General features: G+C 36.4%; 17 protein-coding genes. 14 read left to right on the top strand and 3 right to left on the bottom strand.

Annotation, left to right across the window (positions count from 1 at the left end; translation table 11 throughout):
- Nucleotides 1–67 precede the first annotated feature (67 nt).
- Nucleotides 68–718: a GntR family transcriptional regulator gene (locus OZX59_RS05515; protein WP_277125055.1), complete on the bottom strand. Its 651-nt coding sequence runs from the start codon at nucleotides 716–718 to the stop codon at nucleotides 68–70.
- A gap of 174 nt (nucleotides 719–892) precedes the next feature.
- On the opposite strand from OZX59_RS05515, the gene arcA reads away from it, so the two are divergent.
- The 8 genes from arcA (at nucleotide 893) to OZX59_RS05475 (ending at nucleotide 11,234) form a co-directional block, all read left to right on the top strand.
- Nucleotides 893–2,122 (top strand): arginine deiminase, encoded by a 1,230-nt coding sequence (arcA, locus tag OZX59_RS05510; RefSeq protein WP_277125053.1) that lies wholly within the window; start codon nucleotides 893–895, stop codon nucleotides 2,120–2,122.
- Between the two features lie 29 nt (nucleotides 2,123–2,151).
- Complete coding sequence (argF, locus tag OZX59_RS05505) at nucleotides 2,152–3,192, top strand: ornithine carbamoyltransferase (RefSeq protein WP_277125051.1); 1,041 nt, start codon at nucleotides 2,152–2,154, stop codon at nucleotides 3,190–3,192.
- 111 nt (nucleotides 3,193–3,303) lie between these two features.
- Complete coding sequence (locus OZX59_RS05500) at nucleotides 3,304–4,722, top strand: basic amino acid/polyamine antiporter (RefSeq protein WP_277125049.1); 1,419 nt, start codon at nucleotides 3,304–3,306, stop codon at nucleotides 4,720–4,722.
- Between the two features lie 17 nt (nucleotides 4,723–4,739).
- On the top strand, nucleotides 4,740–5,681 hold the full coding sequence (gene arcC / locus OZX59_RS05495) for a carbamate kinase (RefSeq protein WP_277125047.1): 942 nt from the start codon (nucleotides 4,740–4,742) through the stop codon (nucleotides 5,679–5,681).
- Between the two features lie 296 nt (nucleotides 5,682–5,977).
- Complete coding sequence (locus OZX59_RS05490; RefSeq protein ID WP_277125045.1) at nucleotides 5,978–7,825, top strand: SLAP domain-containing protein; 1,848 nt, start codon at nucleotides 5,978–5,980, stop codon at nucleotides 7,823–7,825.
- Nucleotides 7,826–8,126: 301 nt separating this feature from the next.
- The gene (locus OZX59_RS05485; RefSeq protein WP_277125044.1) at nucleotides 8,127–10,484 is read left to right on the top strand and encodes a BspA family leucine-rich repeat surface protein; all 2,358 of its coding nucleotides are present in this window, start codon (nucleotides 8,127–8,129) and stop codon (nucleotides 10,482–10,484) included.
- A gap of 127 nt (nucleotides 10,485–10,611) precedes the next feature.
- Nucleotides 10,612–10,869 (top strand): hypothetical protein, encoded by a 258-nt coding sequence (locus OZX59_RS05480; RefSeq protein ID WP_277125042.1) that lies wholly within the window; start codon nucleotides 10,612–10,614, stop codon nucleotides 10,867–10,869.
- Entirely contained in the window at nucleotides 10,863–11,234 is a 372-nt protein-coding gene (locus OZX59_RS05475) for a type II toxin-antitoxin system PemK/MazF family toxin (RefSeq protein ID WP_277125041.1), read from the top strand. The genes OZX59_RS05480 and OZX59_RS05475 overlap by 7 nt, the downstream gene beginning before the upstream one ends.
- Nucleotides 11,235–11,309: 75 nt before the next feature.
- On the opposite strand, the gene OZX59_RS05470 is transcribed toward OZX59_RS05475, so the two are convergent.
- Nucleotides 11,310–13,631 carry a M13 family metallopeptidase gene (locus OZX59_RS05470; RefSeq protein ID WP_277125039.1) on the bottom strand — a complete coding sequence of 774 codons (2,322 nt, stop codon included), beginning with the start codon at nucleotides 13,629–13,631 and terminating at the stop codon, nucleotides 11,310–11,312.
- A gap of 278 nt (nucleotides 13,632–13,909) precedes the next feature.
- Between OZX59_RS05470 and OZX59_RS05465 the strand changes: the two genes are divergently transcribed.
- The 6 genes from OZX59_RS05465 (at nucleotide 13,910) to OZX59_RS05440 (ending at nucleotide 22,571) form a co-directional block, all read left to right on the top strand.
- Nucleotides 13,910–14,395 carry a hypothetical protein gene (locus OZX59_RS05465; protein ID WP_277125037.1) on the top strand — a complete coding sequence of 162 codons (486 nt, stop codon included), beginning with the start codon at nucleotides 13,910–13,912 and terminating at the stop codon, nucleotides 14,393–14,395.
- Between the two features lie 53 nt (nucleotides 14,396–14,448).
- Nucleotides 14,449–15,843: a metallophosphoesterase gene (locus OZX59_RS05460; RefSeq protein ID WP_277125035.1), complete on the top strand. Its 1,395-nt coding sequence runs from the start codon at nucleotides 14,449–14,451 to the stop codon at nucleotides 15,841–15,843.
- Nucleotides 15,844–15,950: 107 nt separating this feature from the next.
- A complete protein-coding gene (gene asnB / locus OZX59_RS05455) occupies nucleotides 15,951–17,900 on the top strand; it encodes an asparagine synthase (glutamine-hydrolyzing) (RefSeq protein ID WP_277125034.1) in 1,950 nt (649 codons plus the stop codon).
- Nucleotides 17,901–17,919: 19 nt separating this feature from the next.
- Nucleotides 17,920–19,188 (top strand): carboxylate--amine ligase, encoded by a 1,269-nt coding sequence (locus tag OZX59_RS05450; RefSeq protein WP_277125032.1) that lies wholly within the window; start codon nucleotides 17,920–17,922, stop codon nucleotides 19,186–19,188.
- A 124-nt stretch (nucleotides 19,189–19,312) separates the two neighbouring features.
- On the top strand, nucleotides 19,313–20,533 hold the full coding sequence (locus OZX59_RS05445) for an MFS transporter (protein WP_277125030.1): 1,221 nt from the start codon (nucleotides 19,313–19,315) through the stop codon (nucleotides 20,531–20,533).
- Nucleotides 20,534–20,621: 88 nt separating this feature from the next.
- On the top strand, nucleotides 20,622–22,571 hold the full coding sequence (locus OZX59_RS05440; protein WP_277125029.1) for a M13-type metalloendopeptidase: 1,950 nt from the start codon (nucleotides 20,622–20,624) through the stop codon (nucleotides 22,569–22,571).
- Nucleotides 22,572–22,663: 92 nt separating this feature from the next.
- On the opposite strand, the gene OZX59_RS05435 is transcribed toward OZX59_RS05440, so the two are convergent.
- On the bottom strand, nucleotides 22,664–24,694 hold the full coding sequence (locus OZX59_RS05435; RefSeq protein WP_277125027.1) for a KUP/HAK/KT family potassium transporter: 2,031 nt from the start codon (nucleotides 24,692–24,694) through the stop codon (nucleotides 22,664–22,666).
- Between the last annotated feature and the right edge of the window lie 9 nt (nucleotides 24,695–24,703).

Raw genomic sequence — 24,703 nt, 5'->3', positions numbered from 1 at the left:
AAACTGGAAAGTTTATCATGAACTTATACAAAATTTTCTAGTTTCTTCCTATTATATAGACTAATTATCAAGAAACATCATAGCGAGAATTATTGGGATTCCAATGTACCTCTTCAATATATTTACGTAAGTCAGCTGTATTATGCTGCTTGAATAAGTTAAGGATATGTTGATGCTCAAGAATAGTTTGCTTCAATAGATTAGTAATTTCTGTGTCAGATAGTTTTGCGTAATCCTTGCCAATAAAACTTTTCTTTTTACTTCTTAATTCTTGTCTTAATAATTTATTGGCACACTTATCTAAATAAATATCATGAAATTGTTCTTGTAGCTCATTGTATTTTGTATACAGCCGATTGGCTAGTGCAGAATTCATGCTATCTACGTAAAATTGCATGAGTGAGTAATCTTGATCGGTTAATTGGTCAATAGTTGATTCAGCAATTTTGCCATCAAGTAACCCAATTAAACTATAAAGCTCACGTAAATCTTTTTTGGTATAAAACTTAATTCTAAAGCCTTTATTGGGAATTCTTTCAAGAATATTATCCATGGAAAGTTCTAATAAAGCCTCTCGTATAGGGGTTCTACTCATTCCAAGCTGATCTGCTAAGGATTGTTCCGTGATGTGCTCATGGCGATTAATTTTTCCTAGTGTTAGTTGTTGGGCTAAATAATTATAAACTTTCTCTTTTGGAGAAAAAATTTTGTTGGTCATAAAAAACACCTCCAAGCTTGATTATAATATACTTCCAGCAGGTTTGAAAAAGGTAATTTTTACTGTTCAAATCAAAAAAATGTTTGACAGCGTTTGCAGTTATGTATTAATATTCGACGTGTTGAGTGCACTTCAATCAAAAAAATCAAAACTAGTCACAAAGGAGTGATTTTTATGTCACAACATGCAATTCATGTAACTTCAGAAATTGGTAAGTTAAAGACTGTTATCTTAAAACGACCTGGTGAGGAAGTTGAGAATATTACCCCAGATTCAATGGAGCGTCTATTATTTGACGATATTCCCTATCTGCCAATTGCTCAAGAAGAACATGACGATTTTGCTAATACTCTAAAAGATAATGGCGTTGAAGTCTTATACATGGAGCAATTAGCTGCTCAAGCTTTGGCTGATGAAGGCACTAAAGAACAATTTCTAGATCAGATGTTGGCAGAGTCAGGTTATGCTGCTGGATCAGTTCATGATGCCTTAAAAGCATATTTACTTAGCTTGGATAACCAAGCAATGGTTAACAAAATTATTGCTGGTGTTCGCAAGACTGATATCGATGTTAAGCTGAATTCATTAGCAGAATTAGCAGAAGATGCTGAATATCCATTCTTGATGGATCCAATGCCGAATACGTACTTTACAAGAGATCCGGCAGCTGCAATTGGAGATGGTTTATCAATTAATCATATGACTTTTGCTGCGCGTAACCGAGAATCATTATTTATGCAATATATTATTGCTAATCACCCACGCTTTAAAGATCAGGGTATTCATGTTTGGCGTGATCGGAACCACACTAGCCGTATAGAAGGCGGGGACGAACTGGTACTTAGTCAGCGTGTTTTGGCAATTGGTGTTTCACAAAGAACATCAGCTAAGGCAATCGAGGATATTGCTCATAATTTGTTTAAGGATTCTGATTTTGATACCGTTTTGGCGATTCGGATTCCACATAATCATGCGATGATGCACTTAGATACTGTCTTTACGATGATTAATTACAATCAATTTACAGTTCATCCTGCGATTTTAAAGGCAGATGGAAAACTTGATGTATACGTTTTAACTGCTGATGAAAATGATCGAATTAAAGTAGACTATCATGACGATATTGTTGAAGTTCTGAAAAAAGAATTGAATCAATCAGAAATTGATCTAATTCCAACCGGCAATGGTGATCCAATTGTAGCGCCAAGAGAACAGTGGAACGATGGTTCTAATACATTAACAATTGCTCCAGGAGAAGTAGTAACTTATAACCGTAATTATGTTTCAAATGATTTGTTACGTGAACACGGTATTTTAGTACATGAGGTTCGCTCGAGTGAATTATCACGCGGTCGTGGTGGTCCTAGATGTATGTCAATGCCAATCGTTAGAGAAGATATTTAATAGTTTGATAAGATGGAGAATTAATTATAATGGACAAAAGATTTAACGGAAAAAAGAACAGTATATTCCAAGGTAGAAGTGTTTTATCTGAGACTTCATTAACGCCTGCAGAAATGAACTATTTGATTGATTTTGGTTTGCATTTGAAATATCTCAAACGGCATAATATTCCACATCGTTATCTTGAGGGTAAGAGTATTGCTCTTTTGTTTGAGAAAGCATCGACTAGAACTCGTTCATCTTTTGTTACAGCAGCAGTTGAACTCGGAGCTCATCCAGATTACTTAGGTAAAGATGACATTCACTTAGGAAAAAAGGAATCAGTTGAAGATACTGCTAAAATCTTGGGTAGTATGTTTGATGGAATCGAGTTTCGTGGTTTTAAACAATCAACAGTTGATGGTTTAGCTAAGTATTCGGGTGTACCGGTTTGGAATGGATTAACTGATGAATGGCATCCAACACAAACAATTCCAGATTTGATGACTCTAAAAGAAAACTTTGGCTATCTCAAGGGTCTAACTTTGACCTTTATTGGTGATGGTCGCAACAATGTTGCTAATTCACTTTTAGTTGGTGGTTCAATGGTTGGCGTAAATGTTCATATAGTAGCACCAAAATCATTGTTACCTTCAGAAAATCATGTTGAAATTGCTAAAAAATATGCTCAAGAAAGTGGCTCAGAAATTGTAATTACTGATGACATTGATAAGGGAGTTAAAGGTTCGAATGCAATCTACACTGATGTTTGGGTATCAATGGGTGAGTCAGATTGGGAAGAACGGGTTAAGTTGCTAAAGCCATATCAAGTAAATATGGATTTAATGCGTAAAACTGGTACTCCAGACGATGAATTGATCTTTATGCATTGTTTACCTGCTTTTCATGACACAAAGACCGAATATGGTAAAGAGATTGAAGAAAAGTATGGCATCACCGAAATGGAAGTAACCGATGAGGTCTTCCGTAGCAAATATTCACGCGTTTTCGAGGAGGGTGAGAATCGTAAGCATGGTATTAAGGCAATTATGGCTGCAACATTAGGTGATTTATTCATTCCTAAAGCTTAGGTTTAAATTAATTAATATCTCTGTTATAAAGTTACAAAAAGGCAGCAGTTTTACTTCAGAAGTTCTTTGGTATGCGGCTGTTTTTTTATTAAAAAATCTAGGAGATTTACAATGGCTAAAGAAACAGGAATTAGTAAAACGGGGTTAACTGCCCTGATTGTTAGTTCTTCAATTGGAACAGGCATTTTTGGAATTACGAGTGATCTCGCTAATGCAGCGGCTCCAGGACCAGCATTACTAGCTTGGCTATTTTGTGGGATTGGTATCTATGCTTTAGTATTGTCACTTAATAATCTGTCGAAAAAACAACCAGAATTAAATTCCGGTATTTTCAGTTATGCTAAGGCAGCTTTCGGACCACTTGGAGGATTTCTAAGTGGTTGGGGATATTGGTTGTCTGCTTGGCTAGGAAACATTGCTTTTGCCACAATGCTGATGAGTGCTATAGGGTACTTTTTCCCTGTATTCAAGGGTGGACAAAATTTGCCGTCAATTTTTGTTGCTATTATTTTTGTTTGGGGACTAAGCTGGCTGGTAAATAATGGTGTGGAAAGTGCAAGTTTTGTTAACACTATTGTAACTATTTGCAAGCTAGTTCCACTGGTAGTATTTATGATTATTACCATAGTTGGCTTTAAAGCAGGAATTTTTACTGCTGACTTTTGGGGCAATGTGGCCAATAATCTATTGCACGGTGGTAAAGTACTTAGTATTTTTGGTCAAATGAAGCAAAGCATTATGATTATTATGTGGGTCTTTATTGGGATCGAAGGTGCTAGTGTATTAGCCAATCGTGCCAAAAGGCGTTCAGATGCACAAGCTGCAACCATTATGGGATTAGCAACTTTAATTATTATTTATGTTTTTGCATCAATCTTACCTTATGGTGTTTTGAGTCAAGCACAATTAGCCACAATTAAACAGCCAGCCATGGCAAATATCTTGAAACATGTTGTTGGTGATTGGGGAGCAAGTTTTATTAATGTCGGTGTTATTATCTCAACAATTGGTTCTTGGCTATCATGGACTATGTTACCAGCTGAAACCACAACATTGATGGTTAAGGATCAAACTTTGCCGTCATACTGGGGTAAATTAAACGCTAAAAATTCACCTACAACTTCTTTAATAATTACTGGTGTTATGCAGACATTGTTTCTGTTTACCTTGCTAGCAACAGATTATGCTTATAATTTTGCTTATACATTGGCAACAGCAGCGATTTTATTAAGTTATTTGCTGGTTGGTGTCTATCAAATGAAATATTCATACCAAAACGGCGACTGGGGTCAGTTTGCAATTGGAATATTTGCAGCTGGATTTCAGTTATTAGCAATGATTTTAGCTGGATGGCAACAAGTATTAATGACGACGCTGGCATATTTACCAGGATTATACTTCTATTGGGCAGCATCCAAAGAATATAAGCACAAAATCACTAAAATGGAAAAAGTGGTAATGGTAATCATTTTATTGTTAGCATTATTAACTGTTACTTTATTAATCAATGGCACAATTAAAATAAATTAGAATTGAGGAAATTATTTATGACAAATAGTCGAGTTGTTGTTGCCTTAGGGGGAAATGCGATTTTATCAACTGACCCAACAGCTAGAGCGCAACAAGCAGCAGTTAAAAAAACAGCAAAAGTTTTAGTTAACTTTATTAAAAATGGTGACGAGCTCATCGTAACTCATGGTAATGGACCACAAGTTGGTAATCAACTATTACAGCAATTAGCCGCTAATAGTCCTAAGAATCCTGCTATGCCACTTGACACAGTTGGTGCGATGACTCAAGGAAGTATAGGTTATTGGTTACAAAATGCTCTGCAAACAGAACTGGCTAAAAATGGGATTGCTAAAGACGTTATTTCAATCGTAACCCAAACTGTTATTGATGGGCAGGATCCGGCATTTAGTCAGCCATCTAAACCAATTGGTCCGTTTTATGATGAAACCGAAATGGCAGAAATGAAACATCAAAATCCCGATTGGGTTTTTGTTGAAGACTCAGGACGTGGGTACCGAAGAGTTGTTCCTTCTCCTAAGCCACAAAAAATTCAAGAGTATCGTGCAATTCAACAAGTAATTGATAATGGCACTGTACCAATTGTTGCTGGCGGCGGCGGAATTCCGGTGGTAGAGACTGATCAGCAACTTGTGGGTAAAGAAGCTGTAATTGATAAAGATTTTAGTGCAGCTAAATTGGCTGAACTTGTGGATGCAGATCGGTTAATTATTTTAACTTCTGTTGCTGGCGTTTGTATTAATTTTGGTCAGCCCGATGAAGAATGCTTGGGTGATGTGAGTGTACAAGGACTACAAAAATATATTGCTGAAGATCAATTTGCTAAAGGCAGTATGTTGCCTAAAGTACAGGCGGCAATTAATTTTGTTGAAGCAAGTGGCAAAGAAGCAGTCATTGGCTCCTTAGATAATGTTAACCAAATTATTCAGGGTACTTCTGGAACAGTGGTTAAACCTTAGAACTTAAATTTTACAATAAAAATGTTTACTTAATGATGATAGTAGAGAGCCTAGTTGGGCATGCTACTATCATTTTTTATGTTGCGGCAACGGAAAAGGATTGCTTTTTAAAATAATATAAGTTATTTTATTTATAATTTTAAAACGATTATGTTATTTATCTTATCAACTTTTAGGTTATTTAACTAATTTAAAAAGATTGAGAAACATTTGTTATTTAAATTGATTTAATCGAAATATATAATATACTTAAAAAATAAAGTTTTTAATTTAGGTATATTCGGAGGTAGAATACTTTGTATAAAAATGATGAAATAAAAATAACAAAAGTAGGATATAAGATATTGCTGAGCGCAGCAGTGGCTGGAGGTATTCTAGGTTCGGTAGCAATGACTAATGCTAATAGTGCATTGGTAAAGGCAGATTCGCAAGTGGCTGAAGTAGCTAAGAGTAAGGCAACTAAAGCAACAACAGTCCAGAAGGGACAATTGAAGAAAAACGCTTATACTTATAACCAAAAAGGTAAACGGGTTGGGAAGAAGGCTTTAAAAAAGAACAAAATTGTAAACTTATATGGAACTAAAGTCATTAAGGGAAAAAAGTATTATTTGCTTGATAACGGCAAGTACCTTAAGGCAGATAATGTAAAATTAGCTAAAACAGTAACAGTTACTAAGACGACACGGCTCTATAACAGTAAGGGTAAAAAGGCTGGCAAGACAACCGTTAAATCTGGTAAATCGGTTGCAACGTATGGTACAAAGAAGATTAAGGGTAAGAAATATTATTCACTTGGTAATGGCAAATACTTGCCAGTAGCTAATGCTAAAAAGCAAACTTCGGCAGCTAAACCTGCCCCAAGTGAAAGTGCCAAACCTGACAAGCAACCAACTGAAAATAATCAGTCAAATAAACCAAACGGTTCCGCAACTAGCACTAACACTTCAGCAGCACCAAGTAACTCTGGAACTGCTGCTCCCAGTCAGCCAAGTAATAGTAATGGAACTGGTGCGATAACTACACCTGATAAACCAAGTGATAATAAGCCAGCAACTACTCCGAATAAGCCCGATAATGGTAGTGACAACTCAAACTCAACGCCAGCTAAGGTAAGTAAAGTTGCTGAACAGGCCAGTTCTGTAGCAACTGCTATGCGCCCAGGTGTTGATCAAGTTGCTAAGGGTTTGGAAGGATTGCGTAGTTCGCTGACTCCTAGCGAATATCAAGCTATTAAAAAGGATCTTGCTGAAGTTATGACTGAGATTGGAAGTTTACCAGCTACTTGGGATGATATAACTGAACCACAAGCTGTTTCAATCGGATTAAAGTTGACTGCAATAATTAATGGATTATCTAATAAAGGTCTTAAAGCAGACCTTAACCTTATCTTTCATGGTATGCAAAACGTTGGTAATAGTTTAGATCAAACTCAAATTGATAATCTTAAAGGGATTTATAGTGCATTTGAAAATTATCATGGTGATGATGAAACATTAAAGGGAGTTGCTGATGTTGCAACTCAATTACGTCCAGGATTAGCACAAATTTTTTATGCAGTAAATAGTTTACAAAATGATTTGGCTGGTAATAATGATTTGAAGCAAATGGATCCTGAGCAAAGTGAAAAAGTTCAAGCGGATGTAGTCAATATCTTAAAGGGGTTAACAACTCTTAGCGATAGCGTTCAAGATAAACAAGTTGCGGAGATTCAAACTGCTTATAATAGTATTTTAGCTCTAAAAGGTAATTCTGATGCTACATTAAATGCAATTGGAGATATAGCAACAACTTCGCAATTTGATCTATCTAGCATTTACAATTCAATTTTGAAGATTGGGCAAGATGCGCAGGGATTGGACTTTGATGCTATGGGTAACAGCTTTGCGCATATTTTGACACAATTACAGGGAACTAATTTGCATGATCCCAGTGCTGTGCAAACTAGCTTGCCAGTAATCTATAATGATATTAAGGCAATTATCAACCCATTTAAAGAGACACAAGTTGGTACTGATGTAGTAAGTATTATTGATAGTATTGAGAAGCTGAATTCTAAGATGGGTGAATCTCAAACTAAAGAATTAAATGATATTTATGATGCTATTCAAAATAAGCAATTTACTTGGTTGAATAATTTTGAATAAAGAAAAATAAAAAATATTTACTTAATAGTGATAGTAAGGCAAGTTGATCAATTTGCTGCTATCACTTTTTTATTGGTATAGAGTTAAATTGAAATAGCTCAATGTACAATATATTATATGTTATTTTATTTGGAGCTATTTATCTATTATAAAAATACCTGGCTGTTTATAAAACCGCTATTAATGTTACTTAGCTGGTCTTAATTGAAGCTGCAAGCTTTCGTTATTTAACTTGATTAAAAAAAAAAAGAATATACTTAAAGCCAAATTGGAGAATTAGGTATATTCGGAGGTAGAGAGATTGACTAATAGCGATAAAAAAAGTTTGACTAAGATAAGTCATAAAGTGTTAGTAGGAACTGCTGCTGTTGGTGGTGTTTTAGGTGGACTTGTATTGTCCAATGCTAATGTTACTGTAGCAAAAGCTGCCCCACAGACAACTGAAACAGCTAAGACTAAAGCAGTAGCAAAGCAAAAAGCGCAATTGAAAAAGAATGCGTACACTTATAATGCTAAAGGCAAGCGAGTTGGCAAGAAAGCTTTAAAGAAGAACAAAAAGATCAATGTCTATGGTACTGAGATTATTAAGGGTAAGAAGTACTATTCACTTGGTAATGGCAAATATGTTAAGGCCGGTAGCGTTAAGCTAGCCAAGACTGTAACTGTTACTAAGAAGACCAGAATGTATAACAGTAAAGGTAAGAAAGTTGGTAAAAAGACTTTTAAAGCTGGTAAGTCTGTCGCAACTTATGGTACTAAAAAGATTAAGGGCAAGAAATATTACTCATTAGGTAATTGTAAATATATTCCTGCTTCTAAGACAGAAGCAGCTACGCCAGCTTTTGAACCAGCATCGAGTGATCCTGCTAAGCCTGATAATCAACCTGCTGACAACAATCAGCCAGCTGTGCCAAACAATGGTGGCGCTGCAACTGGTAGTGGTAATACAGGTTCAACTACTATGCCAAGTCAACCAAGTGGCAATGGTGATAATTCTTCAGCGTCAAATGACGAATTTTTAGGAAAATCTGGTGATTGTTATGTTACTTATAATAAATCAACCGGAACAGTACATATTAAACCTGGTGAAACGGGCAATAAATACGGTAATGCTATATTTGCCACTCAAATATTACCTAGTGGAAATATTGATACTTCAGATATAAAATCTATTGTACTAGATGCTCCAATTACCTTCTTGGGTAATGCCAGTGAAATATTTATGAAGTTGCCCAACTTAATGGAAATTAAAGGGTTAGACAAAGTTGATACCACTAATGTAACAGATATGCATCAAATGTTTGCTTTCGATCCAAAACTTAAGAGTTTAGATGTAAGCAATTTTGATACCAGTAATGTAACTAATATGGCAAGTATGTTTCATAATGATGCTAGCTTAACTAGTTTAGATATAAGTAGTTTTGATACTAGTAAAGTTATGGATATGTCATACATGTTTGCCTATACAACTAGCTTGAAAACACTTCGCACAGCTAGTGGTGTTGACTCACTAGGTAATGCTAATACTAATAAAGATAATATGTTTTATGGTAGTCATTTTCAAAATGCAGGTGCTACTACGCCGAACCAACCAAGTAATGGTGACAATAATTCGGGAACAACTACCCCAAGTAAGCCAGATAATGGTGACAATAACACAGATTCAACTACTCCAAGTGATAACTTAGGAACATATCTTGGACAAGACGGAGATTGTGAACTGAGATTTAATCCAGCTACTAAAACTTTGCATATTCAAGCTAGTGATAAAGGAAATGTGTATGGTGGAGATCCAATCTATCTAATTCTCAAAAAAGAGGGTATTAGTCCATCTGATGTTCACCACATATCTATTGACTCAAAAATTTCATTTTCAGAAAAAGCTAGAGCGATATTCAAGGATTTAGATAATTTAACTGACATTCAAGGACTAAATAAAGTTGATACTAGCAAGGCAACGGATATGTCATTTATGTTCTCAGGAGATCAAAATTTAAAGAGCCTTGACTTAAGTAAATTTGATACCAGTAAAGTCACTGATATGTCAGGTATGTTTTATATGTCACCTATTGATTCTACTAGTTCTGCTAAGCCTGTTGGTCATCTAACTAATCTGGATTTGAGCAATTTTGATACCAGTAAAGTCACTGATATGTCAGGTATGTTTTATGGTAATACTAGTTTACAAAACTTAAATATAAGTAGCTTTGATACCAGTAAGGTAACAGACATGTCGTTTATGTTTTCCTTTGATCATACTTTAAAGAGTCTTGATGTTAGCAAGTTTAATACCAGTAAAGTAACAGATATGTCCTATATGTTTTTGGGATATAAAGCCTCAACTAATCTAGATTTAAGTAATTTTGATACTAGTCAGGTAACCAATATGTCGCATATGTTTGAAGATAATATTAATGTGACAGCTATAGACGTCAGAAGCTTTGATACCAGTAAAGTAACTAATATGTCCTATATGTTTTCTAATGCTCAAAAGGTTACCATCTTAGATATAGGTAACTTTGATACTAGTAAAGTTATGGACATGTCGTACATGTTTGTTAATATGATTAGCTTAAAGACACTCAACACAGGTTCTGTTGATGTTGACTCATTAGGTAATGCTGATACTAATAAGGATCATATGTTCGGAATAATTTAGTATTTTTTAAAACAACCTAAAAATCCCTTAACTGTTAGTGTAATTCTGACAATTAGGGATTTTTTGTTTGAAAAGCAAGTTAACCGGTGTATACTTGTAGTTACATAAATGGAATGGAGCAAGTAAAATGGAAAAAGACTTAGGTAATATTATAGCTAGAAAGACTGGTAACTCGGTGTCATTAACGATTCCGGCTAAGGCAAAGGTTAAAGTAGGACAAAAATTTAAATTAGTTCAGGAAGATAGTGACACATTAATTTACAAAGCGATTGATGCAAATCCTTGGTTTAATGGTGATTATGATAATGTTGACTTTAGAAAAGAAATGTCAGATGTTGGCAATCCCGATACAATGCAAGTGGGTAAGGAGAATATTGCATGGTAAGGTATCCTAAGCAAGGAGATCTTATTTGGATTGATTCCGAACCTCATGTAGGGCATGAAGAAGGAGGACATAATCCAGAAACTGGAAATACTCAGAGACCAGCGGTTGTAATTTCTAATACTAGTTACAACGAAAAAACTGGACTAGTTGTCTGCATGCTTTTTACTCACGATTTAAATAAAGGGAAAGCTAATCTTTATTATCCAATTATAGATTTAGCCAGTCAATTATCAGGGAGTGTGATTACTTTTCAGATGCCTAATTATGATTTTCAAGGTAGACATGGGAAAATTGTGGGTCACGTTAAGGAAAAGGATTTGGAAATACTTTTAGCTAAGGCGTATCAAATCTTAGATAAGCGCTAATTTTAAATTGAAATATTGCAAACTAAAAAAGCCGCACAATAATATGTGCAGCTTTTTTAATTATGTTGGTTAAAATTACCAAATCTTTACTCGTTTACTTGGAGCCAGCCACATGCCATCGCCCGGCTTAACGTTAAAGACCTTATAAAAGTCATCTTGACATTGGACTTGCACATTGGCACGTAACGGACTAGGTGCGTGAACATCTTGAGCTAATAGAAATTTGGCTTCTTGAGGAGTTGTCTTGATACGCCAAATTCGTGCATAACTTTCAAATAATTCACGCAAATCCGCGTTTTCACTCTTTGCTACTTCAATTGCCGTGGATAAACCACCCTGATCAGCAATATTCTCTGACACTGTTTGCTTGCCATTTACTTTTCCTGAACCATATTTAATGCCATTAAATAATTTGATTTCTGCTTGAATCCGTTTTTGAAATTCAGCGTAGTCTTGCTTGGTCCACCAATTGTCTAAATTACCGTATTTGTCAAATTGGGCACCATTGTTATCAAAAGCGTGAGAAATCTCGTGACCAATTACGCTACCAATCCCGCCCAAGTTAGCGGCTTTACTTTGATTTTTATCATAAAAAGGTGCTTGTAAAATCGCAGCTGGGAAGGTAATGTCATTGCTGTACACATTATAACCAGCATTAACAGTGTCACCAGTCATGCTCCATTCAGTGCGATCAACTGGCTTAGATAACTGGGCATAGTTTTCTTTATTTTCTTCAATTGCAATTGCGCGGTTGTTAGAATATAAAGTTCCGCCTTGGCTTGCTGGGGTCACTTTTAGATGATGGTAAGATTCTGACACCTTGTCTGGGTATCCTACCTTGACAACCATCGCTTTTAACTTAGCAATTGCTTGTTGTTTAGTTGCTTCAGACAACCAATTGTTATTTTGTAGCCTTTTTTCATATGTCTGCAAGAATTGGTTAATCATGGTTGTAACATCTTTTTTGGCAGCTGAGCCAAAGTAGGTCTTACCGTAATAAATCCCAATTACCTCGTCAAAGGCGCTATCGGCAGTGGCGAAAGCTTGCTTATCTGCCGACGCTAACTTGGTTGTGCCATTTATAGCTTGAGCGTATGGTAAACATGCTTCTTGGAATTCTTGAGAAAGGTCTTCAGCGGCATCATTAATAAAGTTGACAATTAGCCAGCTTTTAAGGCCATCAAAATTTTTGCGGTTAATGACTTTATTGACATTATCTAAGAAGCTTGGATCAGTTATCAAAATTTGCTCAGGTTCTTGCCCCACGGTTCCTTGTAGGAACTTTTGAATATCAAAGTCAGTAAATTTGGCTTTGAAATCTTGCAACTTCATTGGGTGATAATTGCTAGTAAGATCAGCACTTTCTTCAGCTGAGCCAGTATTTTTAGCAATTAATTGATCAAATTTAAGTGCATCTGCTGCATAGGTGGTTGCTTGAGTCTTATCGACGCCTGCCATGGTTAATAGCTTAATAGCTTTTTGTTTTAGCAAGCTTTTTAGTTTTTTGAATTCTGATTTACTATAATTACTTGCATCAGGCAACATAGTTCCGATTTCGCTAAAATAAAGCGCATTGGTTTGAGCGTGCTTCATGTCTGGACTAACATAGAATCCAATTGGAAAGTCAATAATAGTGTTGTCTAAGTCTGCTGCTTTAGCATTAAGGTCGTCGAAGTCTTTAATATTTTCCAGTTGTGCCAGATCTGCCTTAATTGGTTTTGCACCATCGTGATTACGTTTATCAGTATCACGGGCAATCTTATATAGTTCAACAGCCTTATTGAGATCTGGAATATTAGGCACAGCCTTTTTTCCGTTAGCAAAGTCTGCCATATCTTGACTTAATTGCTGGTTAACTTTTGAGTTAATATCGTCAAATGAGCTTGTCCGGAATTCATCTGCTGGAATTTTAGCTTGCTGCATCCAAGTAGAATTAACTGCTAAATACAAATTATCTTGTGGACGCGTCCCGACTTTTGGTTGCAATAGATTGCCGCTGCCGCCGATAGTTGCCTTGGACGTTTTTTTAGGTTGCTGATTAACTACTTTAACTTTGGAGCCGGTAACTTTTCCCGTGTTACTTTGTTTAATCCAGAGATTTTTACCCGAATATTTGCTACCTGCAAGACGATAGTAGAGCTTACTCCCAATGTAACGTGCTTGGTCAATAGCGACTTTGGTATGCTTTTTTAGTTTATGTTTAGTGGCCTTACCCTTAGCGTTATAAATACGTGAGTTGCGACGCAACTTGGTAGTACTTTTATGGGTTTGCTTTTTAGCTTTAGTGGCCGCCAGTACTACTGATTGATTATTATTGTTATCAGTAGCTGTATTAAGCGGACTGAGTGTGATAATCGCCACAATTATGGCAATTATTAACTTAAATTTACGTTTCATCTTACTCCCTTATCTTGTGTTTTAATTACCTAGCAATTTAAGGTTAATTTTATCCTTAATTATTAATAATGTCTATAAATTAACGAATAATAAGTTGCTTGACTTTATTTAGGCTTAAACTATAACTATACTCAAAAATATTGTTAGTTTTAGCTGGTTGTTTTTGAATTAGTTAATTTAATCAAAAGTGATGTTTAAGTCTGAAATCGCTTAAAAATAATAAAGGTACTACTTAATAGCCGTATTTGTTATAATAGAAGTTAATTTAGGAGGAAATCATGGAAGAATTAGCAACAATGACTTTGGCTGACAATTTGGCCAAAAATCAAACTGAAATTCTAAATAATGAACAAGATTTTAATGCGGAAGCTGTCTATGAAGCAATTGATAGCTTGCAAATTCTGCACAAGCCGATTAAAGAATACTTTGACATGACGCAAGAACAATATTATGAGTCAGAAAGTGATCATAAATTGACCTTGATTAAGTTATCAGAAAAACTGGCAGATTTACATGATCGTGTGTTAACTAATCATGTGGATGGTTTTGTTGATCAAAACCAAATTAATTTGACTTATAATCATGAAAATCCTTATGAGGATGATTTTTATAATGCAGAAGTTGATTATCATGTTATTACTTATAGCCTTAAGGTAATCAGTGCTGTCCAGGCTGTTGCCGGTAAAGATTTACAGACTGTTTTGTCTAAAGATGCTGTCTTATCAATTGGGTTGGCAGCACACGCTTTGGCAAATCGGGTATAGTTGTTTAAAAGCTGGGTATAGTCCGGCTTTTTCTTTAGCTTTGAGGCCAAATAATGAATATTTTTAAGCAAGTTGTAGGTATGGCCAGTCATGTTAAGGACGTTAGAAAACGACCTATTTATTCTAAAAAAGCTAGCTTAGACCCGCTGCAATCATATCGCAGTGTTGGCGAGTATCAGGTTGGCGCTGATGAAGGAACTCCGCGCGGACAAGAGTATCACTTAACTGTTTATCAAGATGAAAATGATTTATTACATCAGGCACTTAGCTTAGAAAGTACCGAAAAGTTAGCTCCAGAATATGTGCGTGAATTTAATCCGGAACTAGATCGTTATCGTGCTTTTGTTAGTCCGCAGACTGGGCGGCGCTATGTGGTAGAAGAATATTTGGATCAATTTGTTGAACGGGTGAGCAAGCATATTCGGCAAGGTGATAACTCAATCAACGTGAGTGTAATTTCTGATACACATTATAAAGACCGTAATAGTAGTGACTTTTATGGTTGGAATGGTCTAACGCATGTTAACGAGTTTTCTTATCTTGACCAAGCAAAGCTACTAGATTTAAAAGTACACTTAGGTGACTGGATTGACGGCTCTGATACTGGTTTTTTAAGTGAGAGCGAATTAACTAAACTACGTGATTCATTTTGCGATAGTCAAGTGCCAGCAGTGCTAATTAAAGGTAATCATGATGAAAACGATAAGTATGATGAGCATCATGATTTGCGTGCCTCTTTTCCTGAAAACGAATTTGAAAAAATCATGTGGCCCAAGATGTATGCTCAAAAGGGGATTAATTATGTGTCACGGGTTCACGGAGTCTGTTACTATGATGTCGGTAATTTGCGTTTCATCTCCGTTAATACTTCGGATGTACCATATATCTTAAATGCTCAGGGACAAAAAAAATATGATGAGAAGTTAACTTTGGCGATTCGTGAAGATCAGATTGAGGAAATTATTGAAATTTTGACGCAGTCATCAAATAAGCAAATTATTTTAATGAGTCATGCTAATCCAATTAATCGTAAAGGTTCAAATGCTCTTAAGTATAATGGTCGTTCGCTGCATGAATTGCTGGTGGCTTTTAACCAGCGTGAAAAGGGTCGGATGCATTCTGTGCAAGGAATTCCGGCAGAGTTCCGCCTAACCAATGATTTCGACTTTACTAAAATTAAAAATGCTAGAATTATCGCTTACTTTTGCGGTCATCGGCATCGTGAAGACCAGTATCGCATTAATGGCATTCAATATATTTTGTTTAATTGCTCAGCTTTAATGGGTGAAAGTCATTCACTGACTACCAAATACAATAAAAATTGGCATCGTCAGCTTGATTCTCAAACTGAATTTGCAGGTTATATTGTAAATATTGATTTGACTAAGCACTTGATTCAGGTCTTTGGGTACGGTGCTGCTTCTAAGCGTAGATTCTTTTATATTTAGTTAAATAAGAACGGGGAGTTTGGAAAACCACCGCCTTTTAGCATATAATAGAAAAGTTAATTAAAAGAACTGATAAAACTAAAAAAACTGATTAAGGAAAGATAAATATGTGCGGAATTGTCGCTTTTTACGATCCAGCAATAAATGACAAGCAAGCCGCCATTGGTAAGATGATGGCGACGATTAAACATCGGGGGCCAGATTCAGATGGCTTTTACACTAATGATAAGGTTGCACTTGGCTTTAGAAGGCTATCAATTATCGACTTACGGGGTGGCAGCCAGCCAATCTATAATGAAGACAATACCAAGGCGATTATCTTTAATGGTGAAATTTATAACTTTAAGCCGTTAAGAAAAGAATTAATTGCCGCTGGTCATACTTTTACTACTAAGACTGATACGGAAGTATTATTGCATGGTTTTGAAGAGTGGGGTATGGATGGCCTGCTTAAACGAGTACGTGGCATGTTTGCCTTTATTATTTGGGATGATGAAAACCAGACAATGTATGGTGCTAGAGATTTCTTTGGTATTAAGCCGCTATATTATAGTAACGAAAATGGCCATTTATTAGTAGGATCTGAACTCAAAAGTTTTTTGGCTTTTCCTGGTTTTAAGCGGCGATTAAACACTGAGGCTGTTAAGCCATACTTAATGAACCAATATAATGATTTAGATGAAACCTTCTTTAAGGGAGTTTATCGTTTTCCAGCTGGGAACTGGTTTGAATATCATGCTGGCGAGATGAAGACTCATCAATATTGGGATGCTGAATATCAAGCTAATAATCTTAGCTTTGAAGAAACGGTTGAAAAGATTGACGAGGACCTGAAAGAAACGGTTGAACTTTATCATAACGCTGATGTACCAGTTGGGGCATTTCTATCAGAAGGGGTAGATTCGAGTTATATCACGAGTATTTTAGATCCTGATGATGTATTCTCAATTTCTTTTGATGATGCGACTTATGATGAAGCTTCAAAGGCGAAAGATTTAGCAGATATCAAAGGCTGGAAATTTTTCTCAGATAAAGTGAATGCAGACGAGGCCATGAATGACTTTGCGGAAATGCAATATCATATGGATGAGCCAGATGCTAATCCGTCGATCATCCCGCTGTGGTATCTGTGTAAAATGGCGCGCAAGCATGTGACTGTTGCTCTATCAGGTGAAGGTGCTGATGAATTATTTGCAGGTTATGTCAATTACGGTATGCATACTCATAATAGTGTGATTAAAGTCTTTACTTCTCAATTGAAAAAACTGCCAAAGAAAAATCGGGTAAAATTAGCGCACAAGGTTAAGAAAATGCCGAACTTTCCTGGCAAGGTTCACCTGTATACTAATTTAGCTGAGCCAAGTGAGTTTTATGTTGGGCAGTCAGTAATCTACGATATGGATTATCCCACTATCTTCACTGCTGATGATGCCAATAGTATTTTGAAGCCATCATATCGTAACAAGCTAACTGTTAACGGTATTTATCAACACGATTTTAAGAAAGTTAAAAATCTTGATAATGTACGTCAAATGCAGTACATTGATTTGCATCACTTTATGTTAAATGATATTGAGCAAAAGGCGGATAAGATTTCGATGGCACATTCACTGGAGTTGCGGGTGCCATATCTTGACCGTAAGATTGCTGAACGGGCAAATTCAATTCCAACGGAATATTTAGTTAATAAACATGACACTAAATATGCTTTACGTAAAGCGAGTGAAAAGGTTTTGCCAGATGAATGGGCTAAACGACCTAAATTAGGCTTTCCGACCCCAATCAAAGCCTGGTTAAAAGAGCCACGTTTTTATAAGCAAGTACGTGAGTTATTTAGTGAAGACTTTGTTAGCGATATTTTTGATCAGCAAAAGATTTTGCAAATGTTAGATGATAATTATCAAGGTGATGGTTCAGCACGTCGGCAAATTTGGACGATCTATACTTTCCTTGTGTGGTACAAGTTGTTCTTCGTTGATTACGAAGGAACAGTTGCTAAGTATCAGCACGTGCAACCAGAAGTAGCTAGTTTACTTGAACAAGGAAAGCTAGTTTGATTAGGAGCAGATTTTAAAAATGAAGCAAGATTTTACACCAATCATTCTTGGTAGTGATATTAACGTATATGGAATGGCTCGTTCATTCAATGAGGCTTATGGAACTAGTGTCAAGGCATTGGCTGATACACAATTAGCGCCAACACGTTATTCGAAGATTGTTGATGTTGAATTGCACCATGGCTTTAGTGAGGATCCAACTTTTATCGAAGTCATGCGTGAGCAGATGCAACTTTATCAAGACCACCAAGAACCAGTTATTTTGATTGCTTGTGGTGACGGGTATGCCGAGCTGCTTTCTAAGCATAAAGAAGAGTTACAACAGACCTTTGTTGTGCCATATATCGACTATGATTTACTGGAAAAACTGATCTCTAAAGAAGGCTTCTATCAGATAGCTGAGGAGCATGGCTTGCCATATCCAAAGACTAAAATTATTACTAAGGCTGACTTTAAGAATGCAGACTATTTGGACTTTCCGTTTGATTATCCAGTAGAACTTAAGCCGGAAGATCCAGTTTCTTGGCTTGATGTCCAGTTTGAAGGGCGTAAAAAGGCCTTTACGATTCATGATGAAGAAGAACTCCAAGATATTGTAGGCAAAATCTATAATAATGGTTATCAGGCTGATTTAATCTTGCAAGACTTTATTCCAGGTGATGATTCTAACATGCGTGTATTGAATGCTTATGTTGGTAAAGATCACCGTCTCAAAATGTTGTGTCTAGGACATCCATTGTTAGAAGATCCAACACCACAGGCAATTGGCAATTATATGGCGATTTTGCCAGAGTTTAATGAAAAGTTGTATGAACAAGTTGAGGCTTTTTTGGAAGACCTGAATTATACTGGAATGGCCAACTTCGATTTGAAATACGATGAGCGTGATGGTGAGTTTAAATTCTTCGAAATTAACCTGCGTCAAGGTCGTTCGAGCTTTTACGTCACGTTAAATGGCTATAATCTAGCTAAATGGTATATTGATGATTATGTCTACGATACTTTGAAGGATAAGCCAACTGTTTACGGGAATAAACTTAAGTCTAAGCAAGTTTTATGGCTAGGTGTTCCAGTAAAAATCTTTAAGCAATATGCTTATGATAACAAAGCCAAGCAAATTGCTGAGGAACTAATCCATGAAGGTCGCTATGGTACGACGGTTTTTTATGATAAGGATCATGGCTTTAAGCGTTGGCTATTAATGAGGTATATGTTCCATAATTATTACGCACGATATAAGGAATATTACCAAGTTAATAAAGGACAATTCTTTGGTAAGAAAAACTAACTATGATAAAGGATAATTTCAGGATCAAGCTGAAGTTGTCTTTTTTCTTTGCTTGAGGGTGTTCTTTTTTATGGGTTATTGCTAAACTATTAGATGGACTTTAATGATAGAAAGGACTGAAAAAATGAAACTTACACATGGATCAAATAATGAAACAGAAATCAAATTACGTTGGTTACTTCTAGGTGAGTTAGCCACGTGGATTGGTGAAAGCTTTGTTTGGCCGTTAACATCAGTTTATCTGAATAAGCAGCTCCACATTAGCTTGTCAGTTATTGGAATAGTACTATTTTGTAATTGTGCTAGCAATGTTTTGGGGTCGCTGGTTGCAGGACGATTATATGATCGCTGCGATCCATATCCGTTAATAGTTGCTGGTCTAGGTTTAGATGCAGTAGTTTTATTTTTAATGGCCTTTTTTCATGGTTGGCCAGAATATTGGGTTTGGCTCACGATTACTGGCTTTATTAGTGGTTGGAATGCTACATTAATTAATTCGATAGCAACTAGTTTAAAGAAATATCCAGGGCGGTATGTTTTTAATTTAATCTATTTTGCTCAAAATTTAGGGACAGTGACTGGGACCCTAATTGTTGGTTATTTGTATGATTTTTCGATTGAATTCTTATTTATCTTGGCTGCATCTTTATTTGTAATTGCTTGTATTAATGCGGCGATTAATTATCGGCCAATTATTAGCTTTCATCAAAAGCGGCAAAGTCAAAAAAAGACTGGTGGCAATATTCCCAAAGCTGAACCGATGCCTAAACCTAATTTTATGTTAATGATGGGATTTTTGGTTTCATTAGCAGTAACCTGGTTAATGTATATGAATTGGGAGTCTAATCTTTCCGTTTACATGGTTTCACTTGGGATACCATTCCATATGTATAGTTTATTATGGACGTTGAATGGCGCAGTAATTGTGATTATGCAAATGATTCTGGCTCGTTTTCCGCGATTATTTAAAAACCTATTCCAGCAAATCATTTTTGGTACATTTATGTTCGCTATTTCCTTTGTTACATTGATTTTTGCGCGTGATTTTGGTCATTTTGCTTTATCGATGTTCATTTTAACGTTAGGTGAATCAACCGCCTTTCCGGCTGTCCCTGCCTATATCAATGATTTGTCGCCAATGAGTAGTAAAGGTAAGTATCAAGGTGAAATTAATGTGGCTCGTGGTACCGGACAAGCCTTTGGTCCGTTATTTGGCGGGATGATTATTGACCATGCCGGTTATTTACCGTTTTTTATGGTGGCAGCGATTGGTATTTTACTGATGATTATTTTATTAGTGCCGCTTCATGCCAAATTGCGCAAAGATATTACTTTGTATAAATGATTTTGTAAAGAGTTTTTAATGTTTAATGATTCAATAAAATGATAATATTAAACTATGTAAATTTTAGATGAAGAGGGGGAATTACTGAATGAAAAATATTAGTGCTGTCCGCGGTGGCAGTGGTGGTGTGATTGAACCTAAAGTAGGTACTAGACCACAAGATAATATTTACTTAGCCGTAAATTCTGAATGGTTAGAAAAGACTGACATTCCTGCCGATCGTTCACGAATGGCAGCGTTTGACATGATTGATGTCAATGTTGAAAAGCACTTAATGCAAGACTTTGCGGACTTTGCAGCTGGCAAAAAGGCTGTCCCCGCTATTGCTAATCTCGACAAAGCAGTGAATTTGTATAAATTAGCTAAGGACTTTGATAAGCGTAATGCTGATGGAGCACAGCCAATCAAAGCTGACTTGACAAGGTTGACAGAACTTAAAGACTTTTCTGATTATAATTTGAACGCAGCTGATTTAGCTAGTTTTGCTTCAATTCCATTTGGACTTAGTGTTGATCCTGATATGAAGAATACTAAGGTTAATTTGTTGGGATTTTCAGGTCCAGGAACCTATTTACCAGACACTACTACTTATGAGACTGAAGATGCTCCTAAGTTGTTAGCTATTTTGCAAAAGCAGTCTGTTAAGCTGTTGGAAATGGCAGGAATTGAGACTGAGCAAGCAGAACAATATGCAGCAGATGCAATTAAGTTTGATGCAAGACTTGCTAAGGTGGTTAAGTCGGCTGAAGAGTGGGCTGATTATCCAGCTTGTTATAATCCGATGAAGATTGCTGACTTTGAAGCTAAGTTCAAAGACTTCAAGATTAAGCAATACCTGGTAGCAGTTGTTGGTGAAGAGCCTGATCGAATTAATGTGGAAGAACCACGTTATCTTGATCATATCAATGAGATCATTAATGAAGCTAATTTTGCTGAAATCAAGAGTTGGATGATTGTTAACTTTATTAATGGTGCAGCGTCTGATTTATCACAAGATTTTCGTGAAGCAGCTTTTCCATTCAGTCAAGCATTGTCCGGACAACCTGAACTGTCTAGTGGTGAAAAACAGGCTTATCATATTGCCAATGGAGCTTTTAGCGAAGTTGTTGGTGTATATTATGGGCAAACTTATTTTGGTGCTGAAGCCAAAAAAGATGTTGAAGATATGATTCACCGAATGCTTGATGTATATGAGGAACGCTTGCTAGCTAATGATTGGTTGTCAGAAGCAACTAAGCAAAAAGCAGTTGGTAAATTAACAGCTTTAGAACTGAAGATTGGCTACCCAGAAAAAATTGAAGACATCTATAATCGTTTGGAAGTAACTCCCGCTAGTCAAGGCGGAAGCTTGTATTCGAATGATCGTGCATTTGCAATTGCTGAACAAAAATATAATATGGAACAATTGCATAAAGAAGTTGATCGGACTGTTTGGGCAATGCCAGCCAACTTGGTTAATGCATGTTATGATCCTCAAAGAAATGATCTAACGTTCCCAGCAGCGATTTTACAAGCGCCGTTTTACGATTTGAAGCAAGACAGAGCAACTAATTTTGGTGGAATTGGTTCTGTGATTGCCCATGAAGTTTCGCATGCATTTGATAATAATGGTGCTCAATTCGATAAATTTGGGAATATGACTAATTGGTGGACTGACGAAGATTATGCCGAGTTTAAAAAGAGAACTCAAGCAGAAATTGACTTATTTGACGGTCTTGAATATGGTCCAGTTAAATTAAATGGTAAGCAAATTGTATCAGAGAATATTGCTGATCAAGGTGGTCTTACCGCTGCCGTTGAAGCCGCAAAGAATGAAAATGATGATTTAAAGAAATTATTTGAAAACTTTGCACGGATTTGGGCTAATAAGCAATTAGTTGAATCCATTAAATCGCAAACAGCGGTTGATGTGCATGCGCCCGGTCCAGATCGAGCTAACGTACAGATTCAGTGTCAAGATGACTTTTATGAAGTCTTTGGTGTAAAACCCACTGATGGTATGTGGCTCGATCCAGCTGAGCGCGTGCACATCTGGTAAAATTTATTAGGTTTTTTAGCTATTTTAGCTAGATGAATTACACGAAAAGACCCTACTCCATTTGGAGTAGGGTCTTTTTTATGTTGTATTATTTAGTTGTTGTCTGCATTTTTTAAATTGGAATAGTCTTTGGGAGCAACTCGTTTAATATGCAGGTTGCCTTCTGGTTTACCTAAAATTAGTGGCACCTTTTCGATTACTGTATCAGTATATTCTAAACCAAACCAAGTGGCTGGATTAGATGAGAGATTCTGGAGCCAGACACGAGCTTGAACAATCCACTTTTCATAGCCCCTTAGCTTAGTTAAAGGGCTGACCATGTCATTAATAATTACAAAGGAAAAGTCGCCAACGTCTCGTCCAGGCGTAGTAGTATATTCTTGGGGCTGAGCTTCAATTGTCCCATCCTTAATAAGATCATGAACAATTTGCCGCAGATAAATGTTGACACTAGTTTGCTTTTTAAAACCTAAGAAGAGCTGAACGTTAATTACATTCTTGGTGTCATAGGTGTTAACCGCGTATTTTGCGGTAAAAGGTTCGTTAGTAATATTCACGGAAACAAACCAATACGCTTTAGCACGTTTAGGTCGCTTATCCAAAATTGAGTACATCACTTCACGCTTAATGAACTTATTATATTTAACTTTAGCCATATAGACTAAATTAGTAGCATAAATTGGATAGTCTTCATCGTGACTAAGATCAGTTAACATATCAGTACATTCGTCTAAGCGAACGTAAGTATGAGCACCTTCATGTTTATCCCGTACTTGATTACCAAAGTACCAGATGAACATGACTATGCCGATTAGACCAGCGATTAAGACAGTTACGTAACCACCACGCATGAATTTAGTTAAACTAGAAATTAAAAACATGCTTTCAATAAAGCCAAAAATTAACAAGAAGCCTAATCGTAAAACTAGCGGTTGCTGTTTGCTACCTAGGTATTCGAATAGTAATAATGTTGTCATTAGCATAGTCACGGTAATTGCCAGGCCATAGGCGGCTTCCATGTGTTGCGATGTTTGGAAGAAAATTACTACTGCGATGGTTCCGGCACAAATCATTTTGTTAATCGCAGGAATATAAATCTGGCCATGTTCAGTAGTAGGGTAGTTAATATTCATCCTAGGCAAGAACTTTAACCCAATAGCTTCAGAAACTAAAGTGAATGAACCAGTAATTAGAGCTTGTGAAGCAATAATTGCAGCTAATGTTGCCAAAATAATGGCGAATAACCGCCAACTGCTTGGCACAGCTTCAAAGAAAGGGTTAAGTTCAGTTCCATTAGCTTGATAGTGTGGATTTTGCAAGATCCAGACACCTTGTCCTAAATAATTTAGTGCTAAACAAATGAATACGTATGGCCAAGAACCACGAATATTGGCCTTACCAACATGACCAACGTCTGAATAAAGAGCTTCGGCACCGGTTGTAGCTAAGAAAATTGATCCAAGAATGAAAATTCCAACTTTGTTAGCTGGACTAAACAAAATCTTAATTGCCCAAATTGGATTAAGCGCGGCCAAAATTGACCAATCTTGTCGCAGATTAATTAGTCCAATAATCCCTAAGAAAGTAAACCAAATAAACATAACGGGACCAAAGGCTTTACCAATACTACTAGTACCTAGCATTTGGATTGAAAAGAGCAGTAATAAGATAATGATGGTAATCATAATTACTACTCCTTGGTTAGGCACAGGAACATTAGCACCGAAATGCATGTTCTTTAAGCCTTCAATCGAAGTCGTAACGGTTACTGCGGGAGTTAGCGTTCCATCAGCCAGCAATGCGGCACCGCCCAATAAGGCAGGAATTACCAGCCATTTGGCACGTTTGCGAACTAAAGCATAAAGAGCAAAAATCCCGCCTTCACCACGGTTAGTGGCATTTAATGCAACTAACACGTATTTCACTGTGGTTAACAAAGTGACAGTCCAAAAAATTAATGAAATTGAACCTAAAATTAGTTCACGATTAACGGAAGCAATGCCGCCATTACCAGCTAAAATTGACTTCATTACGTAAAGCGGACTGGTACCAATATCTCCATAAACAATCCCAATAGTAATCAAAAGTCCAGCAGCTGAGATTCGTTTCTTATTCTGCTTCATAGTTATTGC

Origin of the sequence: Lactobacillus sp. ESL0681, from assembly GCF_029392835.1 — a bacterium.
Classification (GTDB): Bacteria; Bacillota; Bacilli; order Lactobacillales; family Lactobacillaceae; genus Lactobacillus.
Note: the sequence above shows the minus strand (reverse complement) of the source record. Positions and strands in the feature narration are given on the sequence as shown.